Source organism: Streptomyces sp. NPDC051684, from assembly GCF_044453445.1.
In the GTDB taxonomy this organism is placed as follows: Bacteria; Actinomycetota; Actinomycetes; order Streptomycetales; family Streptomycetaceae; genus Streptomyces.
Map to the genome: position 1 here is coordinate 45,770 of NZ_JBITCS010000030.1, position 21,062 is coordinate 66,831.

The following is a 21,062-nucleotide window of genomic DNA, read 5'->3' on the forward strand; positions in this document are numbered from 1 at the left end:
GATGAGCGCGGGGCGCGTCAGACGCTGTGCCCGCCGGCGCCCGGCACCGGGAAGGCGCCCGTCGCGCGCCGCGTGATCTCCCCGTAGACCTCGGGGTCGGTGGTGTACTCGCCGAGCACGCACGTCTTGCGGCTGCCGTGGTAGTCCGAGGACCCGGTGGTCAGCAGGCCGACGTCGGCGGCGAGGCCGCGCAGCCGCTCGCGGGTCGCGGGGTCGTGGTCCATGTGGTCGACCTCGATGCCGTCGAGCCCGGCCTCGGCCAGCTTCGCGATGGCCGCCTCGGGGACGGTCTGGCCGCGCTTGGCGGCCGCGGGGTGCGCGAAGACGGTGACACCGCCGGCGGACTTGACGAGCCGGATCGCCTCGAAGGGGTCGGTCTCGTGCTTGTCGACGTACGCGCGGCCGTCGTTGGCCAGCCAGTCCTCGGTGAACGCGTCGGAGACCGTGGGCACGACGCCCAGTTCGACGAGCGCGGTGGCGATGTGCGGGCGGCCGACCGAGCCGTCGCCCGCGATCCGGGCGACCTGCTCCCAGGTGACCGGCACGCCCAGCTCGTTGAGCTTGGCGATCATGCCCTTGGCGCGCGGCACCCGGTCGTCCCGGACCAGCTCGCGCTCGGCGAGCAGGGCCGGCTCCTCGGGGTCGAAGAGGTACGCCAGCATGTGCATGCTCACGCCGTCGAGGCGGCAGGAGAGCTCGGCGCCGGTGACGAGGGTGAGCCCCTCGGGCAGGGCGGCGACGGCCTCCGCGTGCCCGCGCGTCGTGTCGTGATCGGTGAGCGCGACGACGTCCAGGCCGGACGCGGCGGCGTTCCGTACGAGCTCGGCCGGGCTGTCCGTGCCGTCGGAAGCGGTGGAGTGGGTGTGCAGATCGATGCGCACGGCTGCGAACTCCAGGCTCGACGGACTGACGGGGACCGCTCAAGGATAACGGGGATTCCCGCACCCTCGTCACCACCGAACCGGGCACAGGCCCCTTACCGCACCCGCACCCTCGGGCTCACTTCAGAATGCGCGGCGACAGCGCCCCGCACGGCAGCAGGTCCACCTCGGCCCCCGCGTCCCGCAGGTCCGTGAGCACCAGCTCGTCGTACATCAGCATCCCCGTCTGCTCCGGCCACACGACCGCCCACAGCCACAGGCCGCGCGCCTCCCCGGCGAAGACCGCCCGGTCGTCCGGCGTGCCGGAGACGTGCCACATCGGGGTGGGCCGGCCCGCGGCGAGCACCTTGGCCTGCGGGGGTCCGGAGACCTCCATGTACGGGCCGGGGTCGGGCCCGTCGATCCCCGCGTAGCGCGCGCCGAGTCCGACTCCCAGCTCCTCGGCGACGAGCACCAGCTCACCGGGGCCACCGAGGGGACCGGGGCCCGAGCAGGCGACAGCGGTGGCACGGCCGCCGTGGCGCTCGTCCCCCGCGTTGGCCACGCCGGTGAACAGCCAGCCGACGGGCAGCGGCCAGGGCATCCAGACCGGCACGTGCGCACGCCGCACCACGACACTGAGCGCCTCGACGCTGGGCGGGATCACGGGCTGCATCGGATGCACGGTCCCGTGCACATCGCACTGCCAGGAGTCGGCAAAGAGTCCGGGAGCCCTGACCCGGCCACCACACTTCGGGCAACTGGGTTCGCCCCTCATAGAGCCCCACGGTCCTCCCCGTCCCGCGCCGCGTCAAGGACGATCACCCGTCCGGAGGGCAGCTCCGTGGCGCCCCGACCAGGAGAGGTAGGTGTAGCTTGCATTAATTAGCTGCTCTAACTTATTATGTGTATACGCCAACGATCCAGGCGGGCCCGAGAGCCCCGATGGACTCGAAGCACTCGAAGGAGCAGCAGGCATGAGCCACAGCAGTACAGGGGGTCCCGCCGAAGGGGACACGTTCGACGCAGGGGCGGGCAGCCTTCTGCGTCAACCGAAGGCGGTCTGGGCGACCGCCGGGGCATCCGTCGTCGCCTTCATGGGCATCGGCCTGGTCGACCCGATCCTGCCGTCGATCGCCAAGGGCCTCGAAGCGACACCGAGCCAGGTCTCCCTGCTCTTCACCTCGTACTTCCTGATCACCGCCATCGCCATGCTGGTGACCGGGTTCGTCTCCAGCCGCATCGGCGGAAAGAAGACCCTCCTCGTCGGACTCGCCCTCGTGGTGGTCTTCGCGGCGCTCGCGGGCACGTCGGGCTCCGTCGGCGAGCTCGTCGGCTTCCGCGCGGGCTGGGGTCTCGGCAACGCGCTCTTCGTGTCGACCGCGCTGGCCGTCATCGTCGGCGCCGCCGCCGGTGGCAGCGCCGCCGCGATCCTCCTCTACGAGTCCGCGCTCGGGCTCGGCATGGCCTGCGGGCCCCTGGTCGGCGCGCTGCTTGGCAACGCCAGCTGGCGCTACCCGTTCTTCGGCACCGCCGCGCTGATGGCGATCGGATTCGTCTGCATCACGGTGTTCCTGAAGGAGCAGCCGAAGCCCGCGCGGAAGACCTCGATCCTCGACCCCATCAAGGCGCTGGGCCACGGCGGCCTCGCGTCCGCGGCGGTCTCGGCCTTCTTCTACAACTACACGTTCTTCACGGTGCTGGCCTTCACGCCGTTCGTGCTGAACATGACCCCGTACAAGTCGGGCGCGGTGTTCTTCGCCTGGGGTGTGCTGCTCGCACTGTTCTCGGTGATCGTCGCGCCGCGCATGCAGGCCCGGTTCGGTTCGCTGAAGGTGCTCGGCGGCTCGCTCGTGCTGCTCGCCCTCGACGTGCTCGTCCTCGGGTACGGCAGCCACACGGCGGCCATCGTCTGCACGATCCTGTCCGGCGCGTTCATCGGCGTGAACAACACCGTCTACACCGAACTCGCGCTCGGCGTCTCGGACGCGCCGCGGCCGGTGGCGAGCGCCGGCTACAACTTCGTCCGGTGGTTCGCCGCCGCCGCGGCCCCGTTCTTCGCGCCGAAGATCGAGGAGTGGAGCAACATCCACATCCCGTTCGTGGTCGCCGCGGTCACGGCGGTGCTCGGCGCGGTCGTGGTCTGGGTGCGCAGGAACGCGCTCACCCACGAGGCCGAGGAGCTGGAGCCCAAGCACGCCACCGAGGACAGCGTCTCGGTGTACGCGGCCTGACCGACCCTCAGCCCTTCAGTCCAGCGGTACGGACTTGCGCAGTGGATCGCGCAGGTCCGTTCCGCTGTTCAGCCACTTCTCCTGGAGCGCGGCGGCGCCGTGCACCCGCTTCCACGCCGCCTCGTTCGGCGTCATGGGCAGCAGCGGCAGGAAACGTACGGGATCCAGCGGGGCGTCGAGGTCCAGGTCCTCGATCAGACCGCCCGGCTCCGCGACGAGCGTCGAGGTGAACGGGGCGGCGGGCCACAGCGGTTCGCCCACGTCGAGCGAGGCGCCCGGCGCCACGACGAGGCCCTCGACCTGCGGGGAGGCGGCGAGGACCGCGAGCGGGCGCAGCACCTTGTCGGTGTCGGCGAGGCCGGCGCGGACGGTCAGGACCAACTCGGCGCGAGGACCCGCGACCGGGTCGGCAAGGGCCGCCGTGGGGTCGGTCATCGGGGACGCCGACATGCCGAGGGTGGCGTAGCGCACCATGTCACCATCTGTGAAGCGCAACACCTCGATCCGGTCGGTGCCGAGGAAGGTGACCGCGGCTCGCGCGTCCGGTTCACCCAGGGTTGTCCTGAGACGCGCCTCCACGAGCGCGAGAACTTCTGCCATCCCGCGAGCATAGATCTCGCCATCAACGGGTAAGGACGGGGCCCGCTTTCGCCGGTCGGCTGATACTCTTGGCCGCTGGTCGGGACAACACGCAGCGCGTGTCCGCCGAGGGCCCCCGCGAGCCCGTCGGAATTCCGACCCCTTTCACGTCCCCCACGGGGGACCGGCCGGAGGAGGTGGGGCTGTCATGGATCGAAGTCGACCGTGCAGTACTACCCGTTCTTCCGGCCTGTAGGGCCCAGGGCCTCATCTCACCCGCGTTCAGCCGCACACCGTGCTGGCCGCGCCTGCCGGAAGAGCACTTCGTTCCCCTGATCTCATCGACGTCCCTCCCGGATGTCGCGATCTGAATCAGTCAGCGAAGCCGCCCCGCGTCGGTGCGGTGCTTCCCGCTTTGTGGACGTGCAGCATGTCCCGGTTTCCGGTTGGCCAGGACGTCCTCATTCCGGGTGGTTCCACCCGACGCAGGCGACTCCCGCCCGCGAAGGAGCCTGCCCATGTCGATGATGCGCGACCTGCGAGCCGCCGTCCGTCCCTCGCTGCGCAAGAGCGTCGCCCCGTACGCCAACGAGGCCCGCGCCTCGTACGACTTCACGCGTGACGCGGCCGCCTGCTCGGCCGTCGTGGACTGTGCCGTGTACCGCGACGGGGTCCGCGTCCCGTCCTCCGAATGCCTCACGCCCGGCGGCGCCAAGCACCAGGTGCGGCGCGACGGGGGCTTCGCCTGGATCGGCCTGCACGAGCCGACCGAGGAGGAATTCGCCGGTATCGCCGCCGAGTTCGGGCTGCACCCGCTCGCCGTCGAGGACGCCGTCCACGCCCACCAGCGGCCCAAGCTGGAGCGTTACGACGACACGCTGTTCACCGTCTTCAAGACCATCCACTACGTCGAGCACGCCGAACTCACCGCCACCAGCGAGATCGTGGAGTCCGGCGAGGTCATGTGCTTCACCGGCCGGGACTTCTTCATCACGGTCCGGCACGGCGGCCAGGGCTCGCTGCGCGCGCTGCGGCACCGGCTCCAGGACGACCCGGAGCTGCTCGCCAAGGGCCCGAGCGCGGTCCTGCACGCCATCGCGGACCATGTCGTCGACGGGTATCTGGCCGTGGCCGACGCGATGCAGGACGACATCGACGAGGTCGAGACCGAGGTCTTCTCGCAGCCCGGCAAGGGCTCCCCGCGCGGCTCGGACGCGGGGCGGATCTACCAACTCAAGCGCGAGGTACTGGAGTTCAAACGGGCCGTCGCCCCGCTGCGGCGCCCGTTGCAGCTGCTCAGCGAGCGGCCGATGCGGCTGATCGACCCGGACATCCAGAAGTACTTCCGGGACGTCGCCGACCACCTGGAGCGCGTGCAGGAGCAGGTCATCGGCTTCGACGAGCTGCTGAACTCGATCCTCCAGGCCAATCTGGCGCAGGCCTCCGTCGCCCAGAACGAGGACATGCGCAAGATCACCTCGTGGGCCGCGATCATCGCCGTACCGACCATGGTCTGTGGTGTGTACGGGATGAACTTCAAGCACATGCCGGAGCTGCACTGGCGGTACGGGTACCCGATGGTGCTCGTGCTCATCGGCGGCGTGTGTTTCGCGATCCACCGGACGCTGAAGCGCAACGGATGGCTGTAGGTCTTTCGGTGGCGGTGGCTACGCTTTCCGTATGACGACTGCTGAACTGCTCGATGCCGCCCTCGTCGAGGAGGCCACGAAGAAGTCCGGGCTGATCTGGGTCCGCGGCGAGCGGGGCGTGGAGCGCGCCCTGTGGCACGTGTGGCACGAGGGCGCGGCGTGCCTCGTCGGTGACGGGCCCGGCGAGCAGCCGCTGCCCGACCTCGTCGACGGCGGCGCGGCGCTCGTCACCGTGCGCAGCAAGGACAAGGGCGGGCGGCTCGTCGGCTGGCGGGCGAAGGTGGTCGAGCTGAAGCCGGGTACGGAGGCGTACGACTCCGTCGTGGGCGAGCTGAAGGGCAAGCGCCTCAACGCGCCCGATTCCGAGGCGATGCCGGAGCGGTGGGCGCGGGAGTGCCGGGTGGTGCGTCTTGAGCCCGTGGGCGGCGCGCCGGAGCCGGTGTCGGACGGGTCGTTGGCCGCCGCCCCCGTGGGGTCGCCGGCCACGACGCGGAACCCGATGCCGGCGGGGCTGCCGAAACTTCTGCGGCGCCGGTGTTGACGCCTCGGGGCTCGGCCCCGGACCCCGCTGCTCAATCGCCGCAGGGACTTGAATTACTCAATCCCCGCCGATGGCTGAGCGAATTCAAGGGTCGGCAAAAATCAAGCCCCGAGGGCGTGACCACGGTGCCGATCAGGAGCCCGGCAGGGCCTGGCCGTAGTCGACCGTCTCCGTGGAACCCGGTTCGCGGAGGGTGAAGTCCTTGCCCCAGTCGCCGAGTTGGATGGTGCCCGCGCCCCCGGCCCGCTCCAGGCGCATCGGGTACGCGCCGCCCTCCAGGGACACGTCGAGCGTGCCGCCCGCCCCCTTGGCGCCGGTCAGCTCGATCGTGCGGACGCCGCCCGACGAGCCGCGGTCGCCCTTCGCGAGCGTGCCGTGCAGCCCGAGCAGCCCGTCGAGCAGCACCTGCTTGTCGGTGAACGTGCTCAGCCGCTGGTAGGCCGGGTCGCCCTTCGGTACCTTCACGTACTTGCCGTCGAGCTTCTGCGCGGCATTGCCCGCCCCGTGCCCGCCCTCGCCGTCCTCGGAGTGCGTCCAGAACCCGGCGCCCGCCTTGAGGTACAGGTGGTCGCCGACCCGCAGCAGCCGGAACGTGCCGCCGCCCGTGCTCACCGAGCCCGTGCCCCCGTCGGCCTTCAGCCGCATGTCGAGCTTGTACGTCTTCTCGTTGACGACCACCGCGCCGGCGACGTGCACCGCGTCCGCGCCACGCGCCGCCTGGACCGTACGGGACTGGATCTTGGCCGGGGTCAGCTTCCCGACCCCGTTCGTCCCCGCGTCCGGGTCCTCCTCGCTGCACGCCGCGAGGCCCACCGCGAGCCCCGTGCACATCACGCCCACCATGAGTGTCCTGCGGGTACGGCGGTTGAGGGGGCGCAGGGTCACGGGCGGACTACCTCTCGTACGGCAGCTTGGTGGGGGCAGGTACGGCAGCGTACCCCCGCGATCTGCGGTTACCCGCCCAGGGCAGGCGGCCGGCGCGCAAAGGCGCGGGGAACGGGGAGCGGCTAGCCTGGGCGGGAAATTGGCTCGATATATGGACGAATACGGATGAAATCCGGAAGGAGGCGCGCGAAAGTATGGCTGGAGGCGCTCCCCGGATCTTCGTGTCGCACCTCTCCGGCATCGCCGTCTTCGACCCGAACGGTGATCAGGTGGGCCGGGTGCGCGACCTGGTGGCGATGTTGCGCGTGAGCCGCAGGCCGCCCCGGCTGCTCGGGCTCGTCGTCGAGCTGTCGACCCGGCGGCGCATCTTCCTGCCCATGACCCGCGTCACCGGCATCGAGTCGGGCCAGGTGATCACGACGGGCGTGCTGAACGTCCGCAGGTTCGAGCAGCGGCCCACCGAGCGGCTCGTCCTCGGCGAGATGCTCGACCGGCGCGTACGGCTCGTGGAGACCGGCGAGGAGGTGACCGTCCTCGACGTCGCCATCCAGCAGCTGCCCGCGCGCCGCGACTGGGAGATCGACCGGGTCTTCGTACGGAAGGACACCCCGAAGCGCGGCGCGTTCCGGCGCGCCAAGGGCGAGGCGATCACCGTCGACTGGTCGGGCGTCGACGGCTTCAACCTGGAGGAGCACGGGCAGGGCGCGGAGAGCCTGCTCGCCACGTTCGAGCAGCTGCGCCCCGCCGACCTCGCCAACGTGCTGCACCACCTCTCCCCCAAGCGCCGCGCGGAGGTCGCCGCCGCGCTCACCAACGAACGTCTGGCCGACGTCCTGGAGGAGCTGCCCGAGGACGACCAGATCGAGGTGCTCGGCAAGCTGAAGGAGGAGCGCGCCGCCGACGTCCTGGAGGAGATGGACCCGGACGACGCCGCCGACCTCCTCGGCGAGCTGCCCGAGGACGACAAGGAACGCCTGCTCGACCTGATGAAGCCCAGCGAGGCGGCGGACGTGCGGCGCCTGATGGCGTACGAGGACCGCACCGCGGGCGGCCTGATGACGACCGAGCCGATCGTGCTGCGCCCCGACTCGACGGTCGCGGAGGCCCTCGCCCGTATCCGCAACCCCGACCTGTCCCCCGCGCTCGCCGCGCAGGTGTACGTCTGCCGGCCACCGGACGAGACGCCGACCGGCAAGTACCTGGGCACGATCCACTTCCAGCGACTGCTGCGCGATCCCCCGTACACGATGGTCAGCTCGATCCTCGACGAGGATCTGCAGGCCCTGACCCCGGAGGCCCGACTGCCGGAGATCGCCGGGTTCTTCGCGACGTACGACATGGTGGCCGCGCCCGTCGTCGACGACAGCGGCTCGCTGCTCGGCGCGGTGACCGTGGACGACGTACTGGACCACATGCTGCCGGAGGACTGGCGCGAGCAGGAGTTCCACCTCATCGAGGAGGTGACGCATGCCGACTGAGGAACGCGAGCGCGAGCGGGAGACGCCGCGCAGGCCGCGCATCCGGCTCGACCAGCCGCGCGCGCCGAAGCGGAAGCTGATCCCCGATTACGACCCCGAGGCCTTCGGCAGGCTTTCGGAGCGGATCGCACGCTTCCTGGGGACGGGCCGGTTCATCGTCTGGATGACGGTGCTCATCATTGTGTGGGTGGTGTGGAACATCGTCGCGCCCCCCGATCTGCGCTTCGACGAGTACCCGTTCATCTTCCTGACGCTGATGCTGTCGCTGCAGGCCTCATACGCCGCCCCGCTGATCCTGCTCGCGCAGAACCGGCAGGACGACCGCGACCGGGTCAATCTCGAACAGGACCGCAAGCAGAACGAGCGCTCCATCGCCGACACCGAGTATCTGAGCCGGGAGATGGCGGCCCTGCGGATCGGGCTCGGCGAGGTCGCGACGCGCGACTGGATCCGCTCCGAGCTGCAGGACCTCGTCAAGGAGCTGGAGGAACAGCGGCAGGCCGCTCCGGGGCCCGGCGTATTCCCCGCGGAGCGCGAGCGGGGACGTGACGTAGACGACCGGTGACAGGGCTTTCCGGGTCCGGGTTACCCCGCCGTAGACTCGGGTGCATGGCTACGGAAGACGCGGTGCGCGAGGCACTCGCGACAGTGAACGACCCCGAGATCAACCGGCCCATCACCGAGTTGGGGATGGTCAAATCGGTCGACATCGGTGCGGACGGAGTCGTCGCGGTCACCGTGTATCTGACCGTTTCGGGCTGCCCGATGCGCTCGACCATCGAGAACAACGTGCGCGATGCCGTCGCGGCCGTCGACGGCGTGACCGATGTGCAGGTCACGCTCGACGTGATGAGCGACGAGCAGCGCAAGGAGCTGGCGACGGCGCTGCGCGGCGGCACCGCCGAGCGCGAGGTCCCGTTCGCCAAGCCGGGCTCGCTGACCCGTGTGTACGCGGTGGCGTCCGGCAAGGGCGGCGTCGGCAAGTCCTCGGTGACCGTGAACCTGGCGGCGGCGCTCGCCGCGGACGGCCTGAAGGTCGGCGTCGTCGACGCGGACATCTACGGGCACAGCGTCCCGCGCATGCTGGGCGCCGAGGGCAAGCCCACCCAGGTCGAGGACATGATCATGCCGCCGTCGGCGAACGGCGTGAAGGTCATCTCGATCGGCATGTTCACGCCGGGCAACGCGCCGGTCGTGTGGCGCGGCCCGATGCTGCACCGAGCGCTCCAGCAGTTCCTCGCGGACGTGTTCTGGGGCGACCTGGACGTGCTCCTGCTCGACCTGCCGCCCGGCACCGGCGACATCGCCATCTCGATCGCCCAACTCGTCCCGAACGCCGAGATCCTCGTCGTGACGACGCCTCAGCAGGCCGCCGCCGAGGTCGCCGAGCGGGCCGGGTCGATCGCCGTGCAGACCCACCAGAAGATCGTCGGCGTCGTCGAGAACATGTCCGGGCTGCCCTGCCCGCACTGCGGCGAGATGGTCGACGTGTTCGGCACGGGCGGCGGCAAGCTGGTCGCCGAGGGCCTGACCAGGACCACGGGAGCGGACGTCCCCGTACTCGGGTCCATCCCCATCGACGTACGCCTGCGCGAGGGCGGCGACGAGGGCAAGCCGATCGTGCTGACCGACCCGGACTCCCCCGCGGGCTCCGCGCTGCGCGACATCGCGGGCAAGCTCGGCGGGCGCCAGCGCGGCCTTTCGGGGATGTCGCTGGGGATCACGCCGCGCAACAAGTTCTGACGCCCAGCGACGTTCGAAAGAACGGCGGGCCGCCCTTTTCGGGGCGGCCCGCCGTTCTTCGTCACGCGTCCGGTTCCGGCTCCAGCGCCGCGATGTCCTTCACGACGGAGAACCCGAGCCCGTACGCGCTCATACCGCGCCCGTACGCGCCCAGGTGCACCCCGGCCTGCGTGGAGCCGGCGAGGACCCAGCCGTACTCGGACTCCCGGTAGTGAAACGGGGTGGGCACCCCGTCCACCGGCAGCGTCAACGTCGCCCAGTCGTCCGACGCGAGGTCGTCGGCGAGCACCCACGCCGTCTCGGTCTGCTGCTCCAGCCAGTCGTCGCGCAGCGTGTGGTCCATCTGCACGGGCCAGGTGTACGAGAGCAGCCCGACGCCGGCGAGCCAGGCCGCCGAGGAGACGGACGTGGCCTCCAGGACGCCGGTGCCGTCGGCGGTGCGCCGTACCGGATTGGCGGCGATGGTCACCACGACCGCGAACCGCTCGCTGTCCTCCGTGAGCTCACTGCGTACGGAGGGCTCGTCACCGTGCCCGATCGAACCGTGCTCGACGGAACCGTCCGCCGTGGTGCCGACCTGCATCAGCCAGCGCGGTCCCGTGAAGGCCTCGTCGAGGCCGTACCACGGGAAGGGCGCCAGCAGGTAGCCGTCGACCGTACGCCGGGCCGTGAGAGCCTCGTCGGCCCCCTCGGTGGCCGGCGCCTGCGCGCCTACCCGACTCGTCGTCTCCATGAACCCGGCCGCCTCCTCGCTCAGTTACGGACCGGCGCGGCCCGCCCCCCTCGGGCGTCCTCACGTCCGCTCCGCGCAACAACAAGGCAGGATGCCACACCGGGCCCGCGGGGCCCGGTTTCGTCAGGCGTGGTTCAGCCGTGTTCGAGGGGGTTCGGGGTGGTTCAGGTCGCGTCCGCGTCGAAGGGCGGCGGCTCGACGGCGGCAGGCTTCCCGGACGTCTCGGGGCGCTTGCGCATGTCGACCGCCTCGGGCCGCTTCTGCATGTCCACGCGCCCCCCGCCGGACGGGCTCGACGATCCGGAGTCCTCCAGCTCACCCACGGTGTGCACCGCGTCGGAGACGTCGGCCATCTCCTTCTTCAGGTCGAAGCCGTTGCGAATCTCCTTGAGCCCCAACTCGTCGCTGTCCAGCTGCTTGCGGATGAACGTCTTGGGGTTCAGGTCCTCGAATTCGAAGTCCTTGAACTCCGGGCCGAGTTCGTCCCTGATGTCCTGCTTCGCGCTGTCCGAGAACTCCCGGATCTTACGAATGGTGCGCGAAACGTCCTGAATGACCTTGGGGAGCTTGTCGGGGCCGAACACGAGAACGGCCAGCACGACGATCGTCACGACCTCCAGCGGGCCAATATCGTTGAACACCTTGCACTCCTAGCGTGTCCTCGGCCCGCGATCGGTCATCAGCAGCAGGTCTTCGGCAGGGTCCGGCAGCGGACCCGGTCCACGGTACCCGGCCCACCTGTCCATTCGGTAGCCACCGGGGAACCTCCAGGATCGCGCATCCCGCGCCACGGCCGGTCAAGAGCCGGTCAGCCGCCGGTCAGGGGTCGGTCAGGGATCGACCGGAACGCGGTCAGCCGTCGTCGGCGGAACCGAGGACGAGTGACACCTTCCGTTCCTTTCCGTCCCGTTCGACCGTGAGGACCAGTTTGTCCTTGGGTCGGTGGGTACGGATCTTGACGATCAGCTCCTCGCCGGAGTGCACCGGGACACCGTCGACGGCGGTGATCACATCGCCCGGCGCGATCCCCGCCCTGGCGCCCGGGCCGCCCGGACTGACGGCCGAGCCGCCGCTGTTGCCCTTCGTGCCGACGCGGGCGCCGTCGCCCGAGAAGTCCATGTCGAGGGTGACCCCGATCACCGGATGCGTCGCCCGCCCGGCGTTGATCAGCTCCTCCGCCACGCGTTTCGCCTGGTTGACGGGGATCGCGAAGCCGAGGCCGATGGAGCCCGACTGCCCCTCGGGGAGCCCCGAACCACCGGTGTCGGCCGAGCGGATCGCGCTGTTGATGCCGATGACGCGGGCCTTCGCGTCGACCAGCGGCCCGCCGGAGTTGCCGGGGTTGATGGGCGCGTCGGTCTGCAGCGCGTCCACGTAGCTGACGTCGCTCCCGTCGCCCTTCTCGCCGCCCGCCGTGACGGGCCGCCCCTTGGCGCTGATGATGCCGGAGGTGACCGTGTTCGCCAGGTCGAAGGGGGCACCGACGGCGACGACGGGGTCGCCCACCTGTACGTTCTCGGAGTTTCCGAGGGGCAGCGGCTTCAGTCCGCGCACCCCGGACACCTTGATCACCGCGAGGTCGTAGCCGCTGTCGTGCCCGACCGGATCGGCCCGGGCGCTCTCCCCGCTGGAGAACGTGACCGATATCTCACCGTCGGAACCGGCCGACGACACGACGTGATTGTTCGTGAGGATGTGCCCCTGGCCGTCGAGCACGAAGCCGGTGCCGGTGCCCTCCTCCGCCGCACCCGCGGTGTGGATGGTGACGACGCCGGGCAGGGTGCGCGCCGCGATCCCGGCCACGCTGTCGGGGTCCCGGTGCTTGGACTCGGCGGCGGCCTGCGGCAGTCGAATGCGCGCCCCGACCCCGGTCCGCTCCATGTACGACCCGATCGCCCCGCCGATCCCCCCGGCGACGAGGGCGAGAACGACGACCCCGAGCACGAGCCTGCGCCGCTTCGGACGAATATCGAGCCCCTGCGGCGGGTGGGCGAAATCAAGCCCCTGCGGCGATTGAGCAGCGGGGTCCGGGGCGGAGCCCCGAGGCGTGGGAACGGCCGACCGCTCCGACGCCACATCCCTGGCGGAGCCCTCCGTGGGAATCCCCTCGTCCATGTCCCGCCGCTCTCCCCAGGCCTGGCCCACGGCACCGCACCGCCGGCTCCCGCACGGACACACCGGATCAGCACCGGACGCACCGCCTCACCTGGATTCAACCAGGTTCGGCGGCGCGGGCGCAGAGAGTGTCAGCGCAGTGACGAAGGACGGGACGACGCGGTCGGTGACGAGGCCGAGGCGGCGGAGAGGCCGGGCCCGGTCGCCCCGAAGGAGGCGTCGTCGGCCGAGGCCGGGGGCGGGGGCGGGGCGGATGGCCGCGCCGCGAGCGAGACCGCGACAGCCGGGGCAGGCGCGGCGGGACGTATGAGAGGCGACATACGGGCCGCCCCCGCCAGCAACGGCGTCGAGAACGGATAGCCCGCACTCTCCGCGTGGCCACCACCGGGCAGCAGCGGCGCGCCCGCCTCGGTCGGCGAGACGGGTGCCGCGAGGGCGCCCCCGCGCCGGCCGAGCGGCGAGGCGTTCGACCTGCGGCGCTGGGTGTCCGAGGCCGCGGCGGCACCGGCCTGCTGGCTGCGCAGCGGCGTGACATTGCTGCCGGAGCCGCCACCGCGCGCGTCGCTGCTGTCGGCCGGGGCCGCGGTCGTGACCCCGCCGAGCGCGATCGCGGCGAGCGACACCGCGCCGGCGGCGGCGAACGCGAAGCGGCGGGACCGCGAGCCCCGGTCGCTCTCGTGCCGGTCGGGACGGGCCACTTCGTGAATGCGGAAGCCGCGCTGGCCGCTGGGGAGGACGGCGGCGTGCGCCGCCGACGGCGCGTAACCGAAGGGCTCCGGGTCTACGTCGAAGACTCCCTGGCCGAAGCCCCGGATGCCGCCGAGGGGTCGGCCGCTGCCGAAGCCGCCTCCCCCGAACGGTGGTGCGCCACCGTCGGAGTCACCTCCCGCGGGCAGCCCTTGGAGGCGGGCGAGAAAGCTCTCGGAGGGCGGCGGCGGGGCCGTCTGCGCGAAGACGCTCTTGAGGCGGCGCTGGGCGTCGGCCTCGGCCTTGCATTTGGCACAGGTCGCCAGGTGCGCGAGGACGCGCTCACGGGCGTCGTGGTCCAACTCGCCGTCGACCAGGGCGGCCAGCCTGTCCCCCAGGTGTTCGTCGGCCGCGGTCTGTTGGCGTTCGGCAGGATTGAGACGTGATCCACTCACGCGGTCGCGCCCCCTCCTCCGAGGATGGGGAACGCCCCCGTCGACGCGAGCGTGCGGCGCTCCTTGCGGGCCTCGGGCGAGCGGTGCTGCAGCGCCTTGCGCAGCTGCGAGCGACCCCGGTGGATACGGCTGCGGACCGTGCCCAGCTTTACGCCGAGGGTCGCGGCGATCTCCTCGTACGAGAGCCCCTCGATGTCGCACAGCACGACGGCGGCGCGGAACTCGGGCGCGAGGGTGTCGAGGGCCTGCTGGACGTCGGCGTCGAAGTGCGCGTCGTTGAAGACCTGTTGCGGCGACGGTTCTCTGCTGGGCAGCCGCTCGGCGGCGTCGTCACCCAGCGCGTCGAAGCGGATGCGCTGCTTGCGACGGACCATGTCGAGGAACAGGTTCGTGGTGATGCGGTGCAGCCAGCCCTCGAAGGTGCCGGGCGTGTACGTCGAGAGCGAACGGAAGACACGGACGAAGACCTCCTGCGTGAGGTCCTCGGCGTCGTGCTGGTTTCCGGTCAGGCGGTACGCGAGGCGATAGACGCGGCCACTGTGCGTGCTGACGATCTCCTCCCAGGAAGGGGGAGTCCACGCCTGTGATTCCGCATCGGCGGCAAAGGTCGCGGTCTGCGCGGAGTCAGTGGTGCGGATTCGGTCAGCGGTGTTGGTCACGGATTTCGGCTCACCCGCCGACCTGAGAAGACGCCGAAGCACTCCTCCCCGATCCACAGGCGCAGCCGCACCTCCCCTGTCGGCTCTGGTGGTGTCCAGTGGAGCACCTACCATAACCACTCCGTCCGTTAGCTCCGGATAAGCGTTTTTACTCAGATTTGCCGGTCGGCTTCCGACCGCCGCTCGCACGACTGTCGCCATCGCGCTCTCCCCCGCAGTTCCCCGTGTCCAGCCTGCTCTTTTCCCCTGCCTGTTCAAACGCGCGGTCCCATCTGCGAGTTCCCGCCACCAACGGATAAAGTCACGCGCAGGCATCCACGGGGACGGGAGAGGGCCATTACCGGCAACCGGCAGACGAGTTGGGCGTTCGCCGACGCCTTTGTCGCCGAGGACGACGCGATTCGCTGGGCCCGGGACCGGGCCCGCGAGGCAGGGCTGTACCCGGTGTCCCCCGGCGCGGGCGCGACGCTCGGGATGCTCGCTGCCACGGTAGGGGCGAAGGCCGTCGCCGAGATCGGTACGGGCACGGGCGTGTCCGGGGTCCATTTGCTGCACGGGATGCGGCCCGACGGGGTGCTGACGACGGTCGACCCCGAACCGGAGCGGCAGCAGTTCGCGCGCCAGGCGTTCCGCGCGGCCGGCTTCGCCAGCAACCGGGCCCGGTTCATCCCCGGGCGCGCCCTGGAGGTGCTGCCGCGTCTCGCCGACAGCGGGTACGACCTGGTCTTCTGCGACGGCGACCCGATGGAGTGCCTCGACTACCTCGCTGAATCGTTGCGCCTGCTGCGGCCCGGTGGCCTGGTCGTCTTCCAGGGGGTCCTCGCCGAGGGGCGGACCGTCGACTCGGGGCCGCAGCCGGTGGAAGTGGTGCGCCAGCGCGAGCTGCTGCGGGCCGTGCGGGAGAGCGCCGAGCTGGTGGCGTCGGTGCTGCCGGTCGGCGACGGGCTGCTCTGCGCCGTCAAGCGCTGAGGCCGGCCCCTGCACGGAGACCGGTCCCTGCACGGAGGCCGCCCCCCCCACACATACGACTGCCCCGGCACCCAATGTGTGCCGGGGCAGTCGAAAAGGTATGGTCGCTCGCGCGTCAGCCGACGACCGGCCCCACCCCACCGCTGCGGGGAAGGGACGCGGGTGCAGAAGGTGTCAGCCCACTACCTTCTTCAGTTCGTCACCGAGGGCGCTTGCCTCGTCCGGCGTCAGCTCGACCACGAGCCGACCGCCGCCTTCGAGCGGAACGCGCATGACGATGCCCCGCCCCTCCTTGGTCACCTCGAGCGGGCCGTCACCCGTCCGCGGCTTCATGGCCGCCATGCTCGTTCCCCTTCCTGAAACCAGCTCATCGTCAGCCGACGGCCCTATGGATGGGCACACGTCACCGGCATCGAACACATTGCTTCCAGGCCATTATCCCGCATCGCGGGACCCGATGACCAACATCGGTCTGCATCGCTTGCGCAACGCACTTGACCAAAACCACTCAATTCGGGGATCCGACTGCGATACTGCGCCATCTTCGGACCCCAGCCGACGCGAATTTGTTAGACGCAGGTCACATGCCGAGAGCGTTCCATGCGTCGTGATCTACGTCATGCTGAGCACGGACGACTGAGCGACCGCATAGGAGGAGTCCCATGGCCGACACCGTGCTCTACGAGGTGAGCGACGGGCTCGCGACGATCACGCTGAACCGCCCCGAGGCGATGAACGCGATGAACACCGAGTCCAAGGTCGCCCTTCGCGACGCGGTACAGGCGGCCGCCGCCGATGAGGCGGTGCGGGCGGTGCTCCTCACCGCGTCCGGCGACCGGGCGTTTTGCGTGGGCCAGGACCTCAAGGAACACGTCGGCTCGCTGCTCGCGGACAAGGAGTCCGGCGAGGGCCGCACCATGAACACGGTGCGTGAGCACTACAACCCGATCGTGCGGGCCCTGACCCAGATGCCGAAGCCCGTGGTGGCCGCGGTGAACGGCGTGGCGGCCGGCGCCGGGTTCGGTTTCGCGCTCTGCGCGGACTACCGGATCGTGGCGGACAGCGCGTCCTTCAACACCTCGTTCGCGGGCGTGGCGCTGACCGCCGACTCCGGGGTGTCCTGGACGCTGCCCCGCCTGATCGGCCCCGGCCGCGCGGCCGACCTGCTGCTCTTCCCGCGCTCCCTGAAGGCCCAGGAGGCGTACGAGCTGGGGATCGCGAACCGCCTGGTGCCGGCCGCCGAACTCGCCGAGGAGGCACGGAAGTTGGCGCGCACGCTCGCCGAGGGTCCGACCGTCGCCTACGCCGCGCTGAAGGAGTCCCTCGCCTTCGCCGGGGACCACTCCCTCGACGAGGCGCTCGACAAGGAGGACGAGTTGCAGACGCGGGCCGGCGCCTCCGAGGACCACACCATCGCGGTGCAGGCCTTCATCGCGAAGGAGCGCCCGAAGTACCTCGGGCGCTGACCCGGTTCACACCGGACTCACACCTTCGTACGCGCACGGGACACGCAGTCGACCAGGTGGTCGTTGACCAGGCCGCAGGCCTGCATCAGCGCGTAGGCCGTCGTCGGTCCCACGAAGCGCAGGCCGCGCTTCTTCAGCTCCTTGGACAGGGCCGTCGACTCGTCGGTGATCGCCGCCACGTCGCCCAGCACCTTCGGGGCCGGGCGGGTGGCGGCGTCCGGCGCGAACGACCAGATCAGCTTGTCCAGCTCGCCGGGCGCCCAGTCCACGAGCACGCGCGCGTTCGCGAGCGTCGCGTCGATCTTGGCCCGGTTGCGGATGATGCCCGCGTCGGCGAGCAGGCGCTCGCGGTCGACGTCCGTGAAGGCCGCCACGTCCGCGATCTTGAAGCCGGAGAACGCGGCGCGGAAGCCCTCGCGGCGTCTGAGGATCGTGATCCAGGACAGGCCCGACTGGAACGCCTCCAGGCAGAGGCGCTCGAACAGCGCATCGTCGCCGTGGACCGGGCGGCCCCACTCCTCGTCGTGGTACACGACGTAGTCCTCGGTCGACAGACCCCAGGGGCAGCGCGGCTTTCCGTCGGGACCGGGGACGGCGCCCCCTGTCGGCTCGCTCACCGGAATCCCTCCCCCGCTCCGAATCCGAATCCGTACTCGTCGGGCGGCGCGTAACCCGTGTCCGGGCGGCGCTCGGCCGGCTGCGGGCCCGCCTGGCTGTGGGCCGACGTGAGGGCGGCCTCCAGTTCCGTGATGCGCGCGTCCCGCTCGGCCAGTTCGGCCCCGAGGCGGTTCAGCGCGTCGTCCACCTCCGCCATGCGGTAGCCCCGCACCGCCGTGGGCAACCGGAGCGCCTCCAGGTCGGCGGGGGCCAAGGGGCGGTCGGGCGGCAGCGGGTCCGCGTAGAACTGGGACGGCTCGTCGCGCAGCGTGCCGCTGTCGCCGCCGCCGATGACCGCGAACGTCACCGCCGCGATCACCACGACCAGCGCGGCGACCAGAAACAAGAACATGACCATGTCTGCCGTCCCCTGGGTTCGAACGGGCCGTGCGGCCCTCAACCGTCAGGCTTCGATCGTGCCATGCCGCACCGACAGTTAAGGTCGCAGACGACGTTCGACCGGGAACAAGACAGAACCAGAAGGAGAGTCACAGGGGATGCTCAGGCTGGGCCAGCACGAATTCGGTGCGCACGAGCCGGTGATCATGGCGATCGTGAACCGGACCCCGGACTCCTTCTACGACCAGGGCGCCACCTTCCGGGACGAGCCCGCGCTCGCCCGTGTCGAGCAGGCGGTCTCCGAGGGCGCCATGATCGTGGACATCGGCGGGGTGAAGGCCGGTCCCGGCGAGGAGGTCACCGCCGAGGAGGAGGCGCGGCGGACCGTCGGCTTCGTCGCCGAGGTGCGGCGCCGCTTCCCCGACGTGATCATCAGCGTCGACACCTGGCGGCACGAGGTCGGCGACGCCGTGTGCGAGGCGGGCGCGGATCTCCTCAACGACGCGTGGGGCGGCGCCGACCCGAAGCTCGCGGAGGTCGCCGCCCGCCACCGGGTGGGCATCGTCTGCACGCACGCGGGCGGCGCCGAGCCCCGCACGCGCCCGCACCGGGTGACGTACGAGGACGTGATGGCGGACATCCTGGACGTGACGGTGTCCTACGCGGAGCGGGCCGTCGCCCTCGGGGTGCCGCGCGAGTCCGTGCTGATCGATCCCGGACACGATTTCGGGAAGAACACGCGGCACTCCCTGGAGGCGACGCGGCGCCTTCCGGAGATGGTCGACAGGGGCTGGCCGGTGCTCGTCTCCCTGTCCAACAAGGACTTCGTCGGCGAGACCCTCGACAAGCCGGTCAAGGAGCGGGTCATCGGGACGCTCGCGACCACGGCGGTGTCGGCGTGGCTCGGGGCACAGGTCTACCGGGTGCACGAAGTCGCCGAGACGCGGCAGGTGCTGGACATGGTGGCGTCCATCGCGGGCCACAGGCCCCCGGCGGTCGCCCGCCGGGGACTCGCGTAGCGGACCTCTTCCGGGGGCCTACTTGCCGGTCTCCTTGGTGACCAGCGTGATCGCCTCCTCCACGTCGTCCGTGACATGGAACAGCAGCAGGTCGGCCTCCGAGGCCTTGCCCTGGGCGATCACCGTGTTCTTCAGCCAGTCGACCAGGCCGCCCCAGTACTGCGAGCCGAAGAGGACGATCGGGAAGCGCGTCACCTTCGTGGTCTGCACGAGGGTGAGCGCCTCGAAGAGCTCGTCCAGGGTGCCGAGGCCGCCGGGCAGCACCACGAAGCCCTGGGCGTACTTCACGAACATCGTCTTCCGTACGAAGAAGTAGCGGAAGTTCAGGCCCAGGTCGACGTACGGGTTGAGGCCCTGCTCGAAGGGGAGCTCGATGCCGAGGCCGACCGAGGTGCCCTTGGCCTCCACGGCGCCCTGGTTGGCCGCCTGCATGGCGCCGGGGCCGCCGCCGGTGACCACCGCGAAGCCGGCCTCCACCAGGGCCTTGCCGATGGCCACACCGGCCGCGTACTCCGGTGAGTCCTCCGGGGTGCGGGCCGAGCCGAACACGCTGATCGCGGGCGGCAGTTCGGCGAGCGTGCCGAAGCCCTCGATGAACTCCGACTGGATGCGCAGGACCCGCCACGGGTCGGTGTGCACCCACCCCGAAGGGCCTTCGGTGTCGAGCAGACGCTGGTCGCTCGTCCCTGGCTGCATCTGGTCACGGCGCCGGACCACCGGCCCCGTCCGCTGCTCCTTGGGACGTCGCTTGCCCTCCGGGTTGCTCATCGTCTGCTCCCTTCCCGCGCATGAATCACGCACTTGCGTAGAGCAAGGGTAGATCTACGCGGGTTACAGGCGCGGGACCTCGGCGTATCGAGAAGCCGAGGATCAGGAAGCGGTGAGCCAGGCGGCCAGGCGCTTCTCGCCCTCCAGGATGAGCGAGGTGTCGACCCGCTCGTCGATCTTGTGCGCGAAGATCGGGTTGCCGGGGCCGTAGTTCACCGCCGGGACGCCGAGCGCGCTGAACCGGGAGACGTCGGTCCAGCCGAACTTGGGGCGCACCTCGCCGCCCACGGCGGTCACGAAGGCGGCCGCCGCCGGGTGGTTGAGGCCGGGGCGCGCGCCGCCGGTGTGGTCGTCGACGACGATCTCCTCGATGGGGCAGCCCGCGAAGAAGTCGCGGACGAACTGCTCGGCCTCGGCCATCGAGCGGTCGGGCGCGTAGCGGAAGTTGACGGTGACGGCGCACTCGTCGGGGATGACGTTGGTGGCGACGCCGCCCTCGATGCGGACCGCGTTGAGGCCCTCGTGGAACTCCAGGCCGTCGACGACCGGCTTGCGCGGCTCGTATGCGGCGAGGCGCTCCAGGATCGGGGAGGCGGCGTGGATCGCGTTGCTGCCCATCCACGCGCGCGCGGAGTGGGCGCGCTCGCCCTTGGTCTTCAGGATGACGCGCAGGGTGCCCTGGCAGCCGCCCTCGACGTCGCCGTTCGTCCCCTCCAGGAGGATCGCGAAGTCGCCCTCCAGCCAGTCGGGGTGGGCGTCGGCCACATGTCCGAGCCCGTTCAGGTGTGCGGCGACCTCTTCGTTGTCGTAGAAGACGAACGTGAGGTCGCGGTTGGGCTCGCGGACCGTCTGCGCGATGCGTAGCTGGACCGCGACGCCCGCCTTCATGTCGCTGGTGCCGCAGCCCCACAGCACGCCGTTCTCGTCGAGCCGCGAGGGCACGTTGTCGGCGATCGGGACCGTGTCGATGTGCCCCGCGAGGATGATCCGCTCCTCGTGCCCCAGGTTCGTGCGCGCCACGATGTTGTTGCCGTGCCGGTCGACCGTGAGGTGCGGCAGCTCCCGCAGGACCTCCTCGATCGCGTCGGCCAGCTCCTTCTCGCTGCCACTGGGCGAGGCGAAGTCGACCAACTGCGCCGTGAGGCGCGCGGCGTCCTGCGTGAGGTCAAGGGAGGTACGGTCCATGGCACCGAGCCTAATACCCATGGGACGGGGGTCCTGTCAGT

The 21,062-nt window shown here is 70.7% G+C and carries 23 protein-coding genes; 9 read left to right on the plus strand and 14 right to left on the minus strand.

Translation table 11 applies throughout. The features are described from left to right. Positions 1-17: 17 nt before the first annotated feature. Both ACIA8D_RS30455 and ACIA8D_RS30460 read right to left on the minus strand, forming a co-directional pair. On the minus strand, positions 18-881 hold the full coding sequence (locus tag ACIA8D_RS30455; RefSeq protein ID WP_399237324.1) for a PHP domain-containing protein: 864 nt from the start codon (positions 879-881) through the stop codon (positions 18-20). 118 nt (positions 882-999) lie between these two features. Further along, a complete protein-coding gene (locus ACIA8D_RS30460; RefSeq protein WP_399237325.1) occupies positions 1,000-1,638 on the minus strand; it encodes a DUF6758 family protein in 639 nt (212 codons plus the stop codon). A 199-nt stretch (positions 1,639-1,837) separates the two neighbouring features. Between ACIA8D_RS30460 and ACIA8D_RS30465 the strand changes: the two genes are divergently transcribed. Next, positions 1,838-3,094, plus strand: coding sequence for an MFS transporter (locus ACIA8D_RS30465; RefSeq protein ID WP_399237326.1), 1,257 nt, complete (start codon positions 1,838-1,840; stop codon positions 3,092-3,094). Between the two features lie 15 nt (positions 3,095-3,109). On the opposite strand, the gene ACIA8D_RS30470 is transcribed toward ACIA8D_RS30465, so the two are convergent. Then, positions 3,110-3,694: a suppressor of fused domain protein gene (locus ACIA8D_RS30470; protein ID WP_399237327.1), complete on the minus strand. Its 585-nt coding sequence runs from the start codon at positions 3,692-3,694 to the stop codon at positions 3,110-3,112. 497 nt (positions 3,695-4,191) lie between these two features. On the opposite strand from ACIA8D_RS30470, the gene ACIA8D_RS30475 reads away from it, so the two are divergent. Together ACIA8D_RS30475 and ACIA8D_RS30480 are read left to right on the plus strand one after the other, a co-directional pair. Then, entirely contained in the window at positions 4,192-5,322 is a 1,131-nt protein-coding gene (locus tag ACIA8D_RS30475) for a magnesium and cobalt transport protein CorA (RefSeq protein ID WP_399237328.1), read from the plus strand. A gap of 31 nt (positions 5,323-5,353) precedes the next feature. Beyond that, complete coding sequence (locus tag ACIA8D_RS30480; protein WP_399237329.1) at positions 5,354-5,863, plus strand: hypothetical protein; 510 nt, start codon at positions 5,354-5,356, stop codon at positions 5,861-5,863. 132 nt (positions 5,864-5,995) lie between these two features. Here the strand turns inward: ACIA8D_RS30480 and ACIA8D_RS30485 are convergent, their stop codons facing one another. After that, positions 5,996-6,706 (minus strand): hypothetical protein, encoded by a 711-nt coding sequence (locus ACIA8D_RS30485; protein ID WP_399237383.1) that lies wholly within the window; start codon positions 6,704-6,706, stop codon positions 5,996-5,998. Between the two features lie 236 nt (positions 6,707-6,942). Here ACIA8D_RS30485 and ACIA8D_RS30490 point away from each other — a divergent pair, with 236 nt between their 5' ends. Genes ACIA8D_RS30490 through ACIA8D_RS30500 form a run of 3 tightly spaced genes read left to right on the plus strand, consistent with a single transcriptional unit; the run spans position 6,943 to position 9,969 of the window. Beyond that, the gene (locus tag ACIA8D_RS30490) at positions 6,943-8,226 is read left to right on the plus strand and encodes a magnesium transporter MgtE N-terminal domain-containing protein (RefSeq protein ID WP_399237330.1); all 1,284 of its coding nucleotides are present in this window, start codon (positions 6,943-6,945) and stop codon (positions 8,224-8,226) included. Then, a complete protein-coding gene (locus ACIA8D_RS30495) occupies positions 8,216-8,791 on the plus strand; it encodes a DUF1003 domain-containing protein (protein ID WP_399237331.1) in 576 nt (191 codons plus the stop codon). Before ACIA8D_RS30490 ends, ACIA8D_RS30495 begins: the two co-directional genes overlap by 11 nt. Positions 8,792-8,835: 44 nt before the next feature. Beyond that, positions 8,836-9,969, plus strand: a complete 1,134-nt coding sequence (locus tag ACIA8D_RS30500) for an Mrp/NBP35 family ATP-binding protein (RefSeq protein WP_399237332.1) — start codon at positions 8,836-8,838, stop codon at positions 9,967-9,969. A gap of 61 nt (positions 9,970-10,030) precedes the next feature. Here ACIA8D_RS30500 and ACIA8D_RS30505 read toward each other — a convergent pair whose 3' ends face one another. From ACIA8D_RS30505 to sigE, 5 genes are all read right to left on the minus strand, one after another. Next, entirely contained in the window at positions 10,031-10,702 is a 672-nt protein-coding gene (locus ACIA8D_RS30505; protein WP_399237333.1) for a hypothetical protein, read from the minus strand. Positions 10,703-10,866: 164 nt separating this feature from the next. Then, on the minus strand, positions 10,867-11,343 hold the full coding sequence (locus ACIA8D_RS30510; RefSeq protein ID WP_399237335.1) for a sec-independent translocase: 477 nt from the start codon (positions 11,341-11,343) through the stop codon (positions 10,867-10,869). A 211-nt stretch (positions 11,344-11,554) separates the two neighbouring features. Beyond that, a complete protein-coding gene (locus ACIA8D_RS30515) occupies positions 11,555-12,817 on the minus strand; it encodes a S1C family serine protease (RefSeq protein ID WP_399237336.1) in 1,263 nt (420 codons plus the stop codon). A gap of 131 nt (positions 12,818-12,948) precedes the next feature. Beyond that, entirely contained in the window at positions 12,949-13,959 is a 1,011-nt protein-coding gene (locus tag ACIA8D_RS30520; RefSeq protein ID WP_399237337.1) for an anti-sigma factor family protein, read from the minus strand. Beyond that, entirely contained in the window at positions 13,956-14,732 is a 777-nt protein-coding gene (gene sigE / locus ACIA8D_RS30525) for an RNA polymerase sigma factor SigE (protein WP_399237339.1), read from the minus strand. The genes ACIA8D_RS30520 and sigE overlap by 4 nt, the downstream gene beginning before the upstream one ends. Before the next feature lie 156 nt (positions 14,733-14,888). Between sigE and ACIA8D_RS30530 the strand changes: the two genes are divergently transcribed. Beyond that, positions 14,889-15,587 (plus strand): O-methyltransferase, encoded by a 699-nt coding sequence (locus tag ACIA8D_RS30530; RefSeq protein WP_399237384.1) that lies wholly within the window; start codon positions 14,889-14,891, stop codon positions 15,585-15,587. Positions 15,588-15,761: 174 nt separating this feature from the next. Here the strand turns inward: ACIA8D_RS30530 and ACIA8D_RS30535 are convergent, their stop codons facing one another. Next, positions 15,762-15,929 (minus strand): DUF3117 domain-containing protein, encoded by a 168-nt coding sequence (locus tag ACIA8D_RS30535; protein WP_266713770.1) that lies wholly within the window; start codon positions 15,927-15,929, stop codon positions 15,762-15,764. A 320-nt stretch (positions 15,930-16,249) separates the two neighbouring features. Between ACIA8D_RS30535 and ACIA8D_RS30540 the strand changes: the two genes are divergently transcribed. Beyond that, on the plus strand, positions 16,250-17,053 hold the full coding sequence (locus ACIA8D_RS30540; protein ID WP_399237340.1) for an enoyl-CoA hydratase/isomerase family protein: 804 nt from the start codon (positions 16,250-16,252) through the stop codon (positions 17,051-17,053). A 17-nt stretch (positions 17,054-17,070) separates the two neighbouring features. Here ACIA8D_RS30540 and ACIA8D_RS30545 read toward each other — a convergent pair whose 3' ends face one another. Both ACIA8D_RS30545 and ACIA8D_RS30550 read right to left on the minus strand, forming a co-directional pair. Then, the gene (locus ACIA8D_RS30545) at positions 17,071-17,670 is read right to left on the minus strand and encodes a DNA-3-methyladenine glycosylase I (protein ID WP_399237341.1); all 600 of its coding nucleotides are present in this window, start codon (positions 17,668-17,670) and stop codon (positions 17,071-17,073) included. Next, positions 17,667-18,068, minus strand: a complete 402-nt coding sequence (locus tag ACIA8D_RS30550; RefSeq protein WP_399237342.1) for a DivIVA domain-containing protein — start codon at positions 18,066-18,068, stop codon at positions 17,667-17,669. The genes ACIA8D_RS30545 and ACIA8D_RS30550 overlap by 4 nt, the downstream gene beginning before the upstream one ends. Before the next feature lie 139 nt (positions 18,069-18,207). Between ACIA8D_RS30550 and folP the strand changes: the two genes are divergently transcribed. Further along, positions 18,208-19,068 carry a dihydropteroate synthase gene (gene folP, locus ACIA8D_RS30555; RefSeq protein WP_399237343.1) on the plus strand — a complete coding sequence of 287 codons (861 nt, stop codon included), beginning with the start codon at positions 18,208-18,210 and terminating at the stop codon, positions 19,066-19,068. 18 nt (positions 19,069-19,086) lie between these two features. On the opposite strand, the gene ACIA8D_RS30560 is transcribed toward folP, so the two are convergent. Next, positions 19,087-19,836: a TIGR00730 family Rossman fold protein gene (locus ACIA8D_RS30560; RefSeq protein WP_399237344.1), complete on the minus strand. Its 750-nt coding sequence runs from the start codon at positions 19,834-19,836 to the stop codon at positions 19,087-19,089. 102 nt (positions 19,837-19,938) lie between these two features. Further along, positions 19,939-21,021, minus strand: a complete 1,083-nt coding sequence (dapE, locus tag ACIA8D_RS30565; protein WP_399237345.1) for a succinyl-diaminopimelate desuccinylase — start codon at positions 21,019-21,021, stop codon at positions 19,939-19,941. Positions 21,022-21,062: the final 41 nt, after the last annotated feature.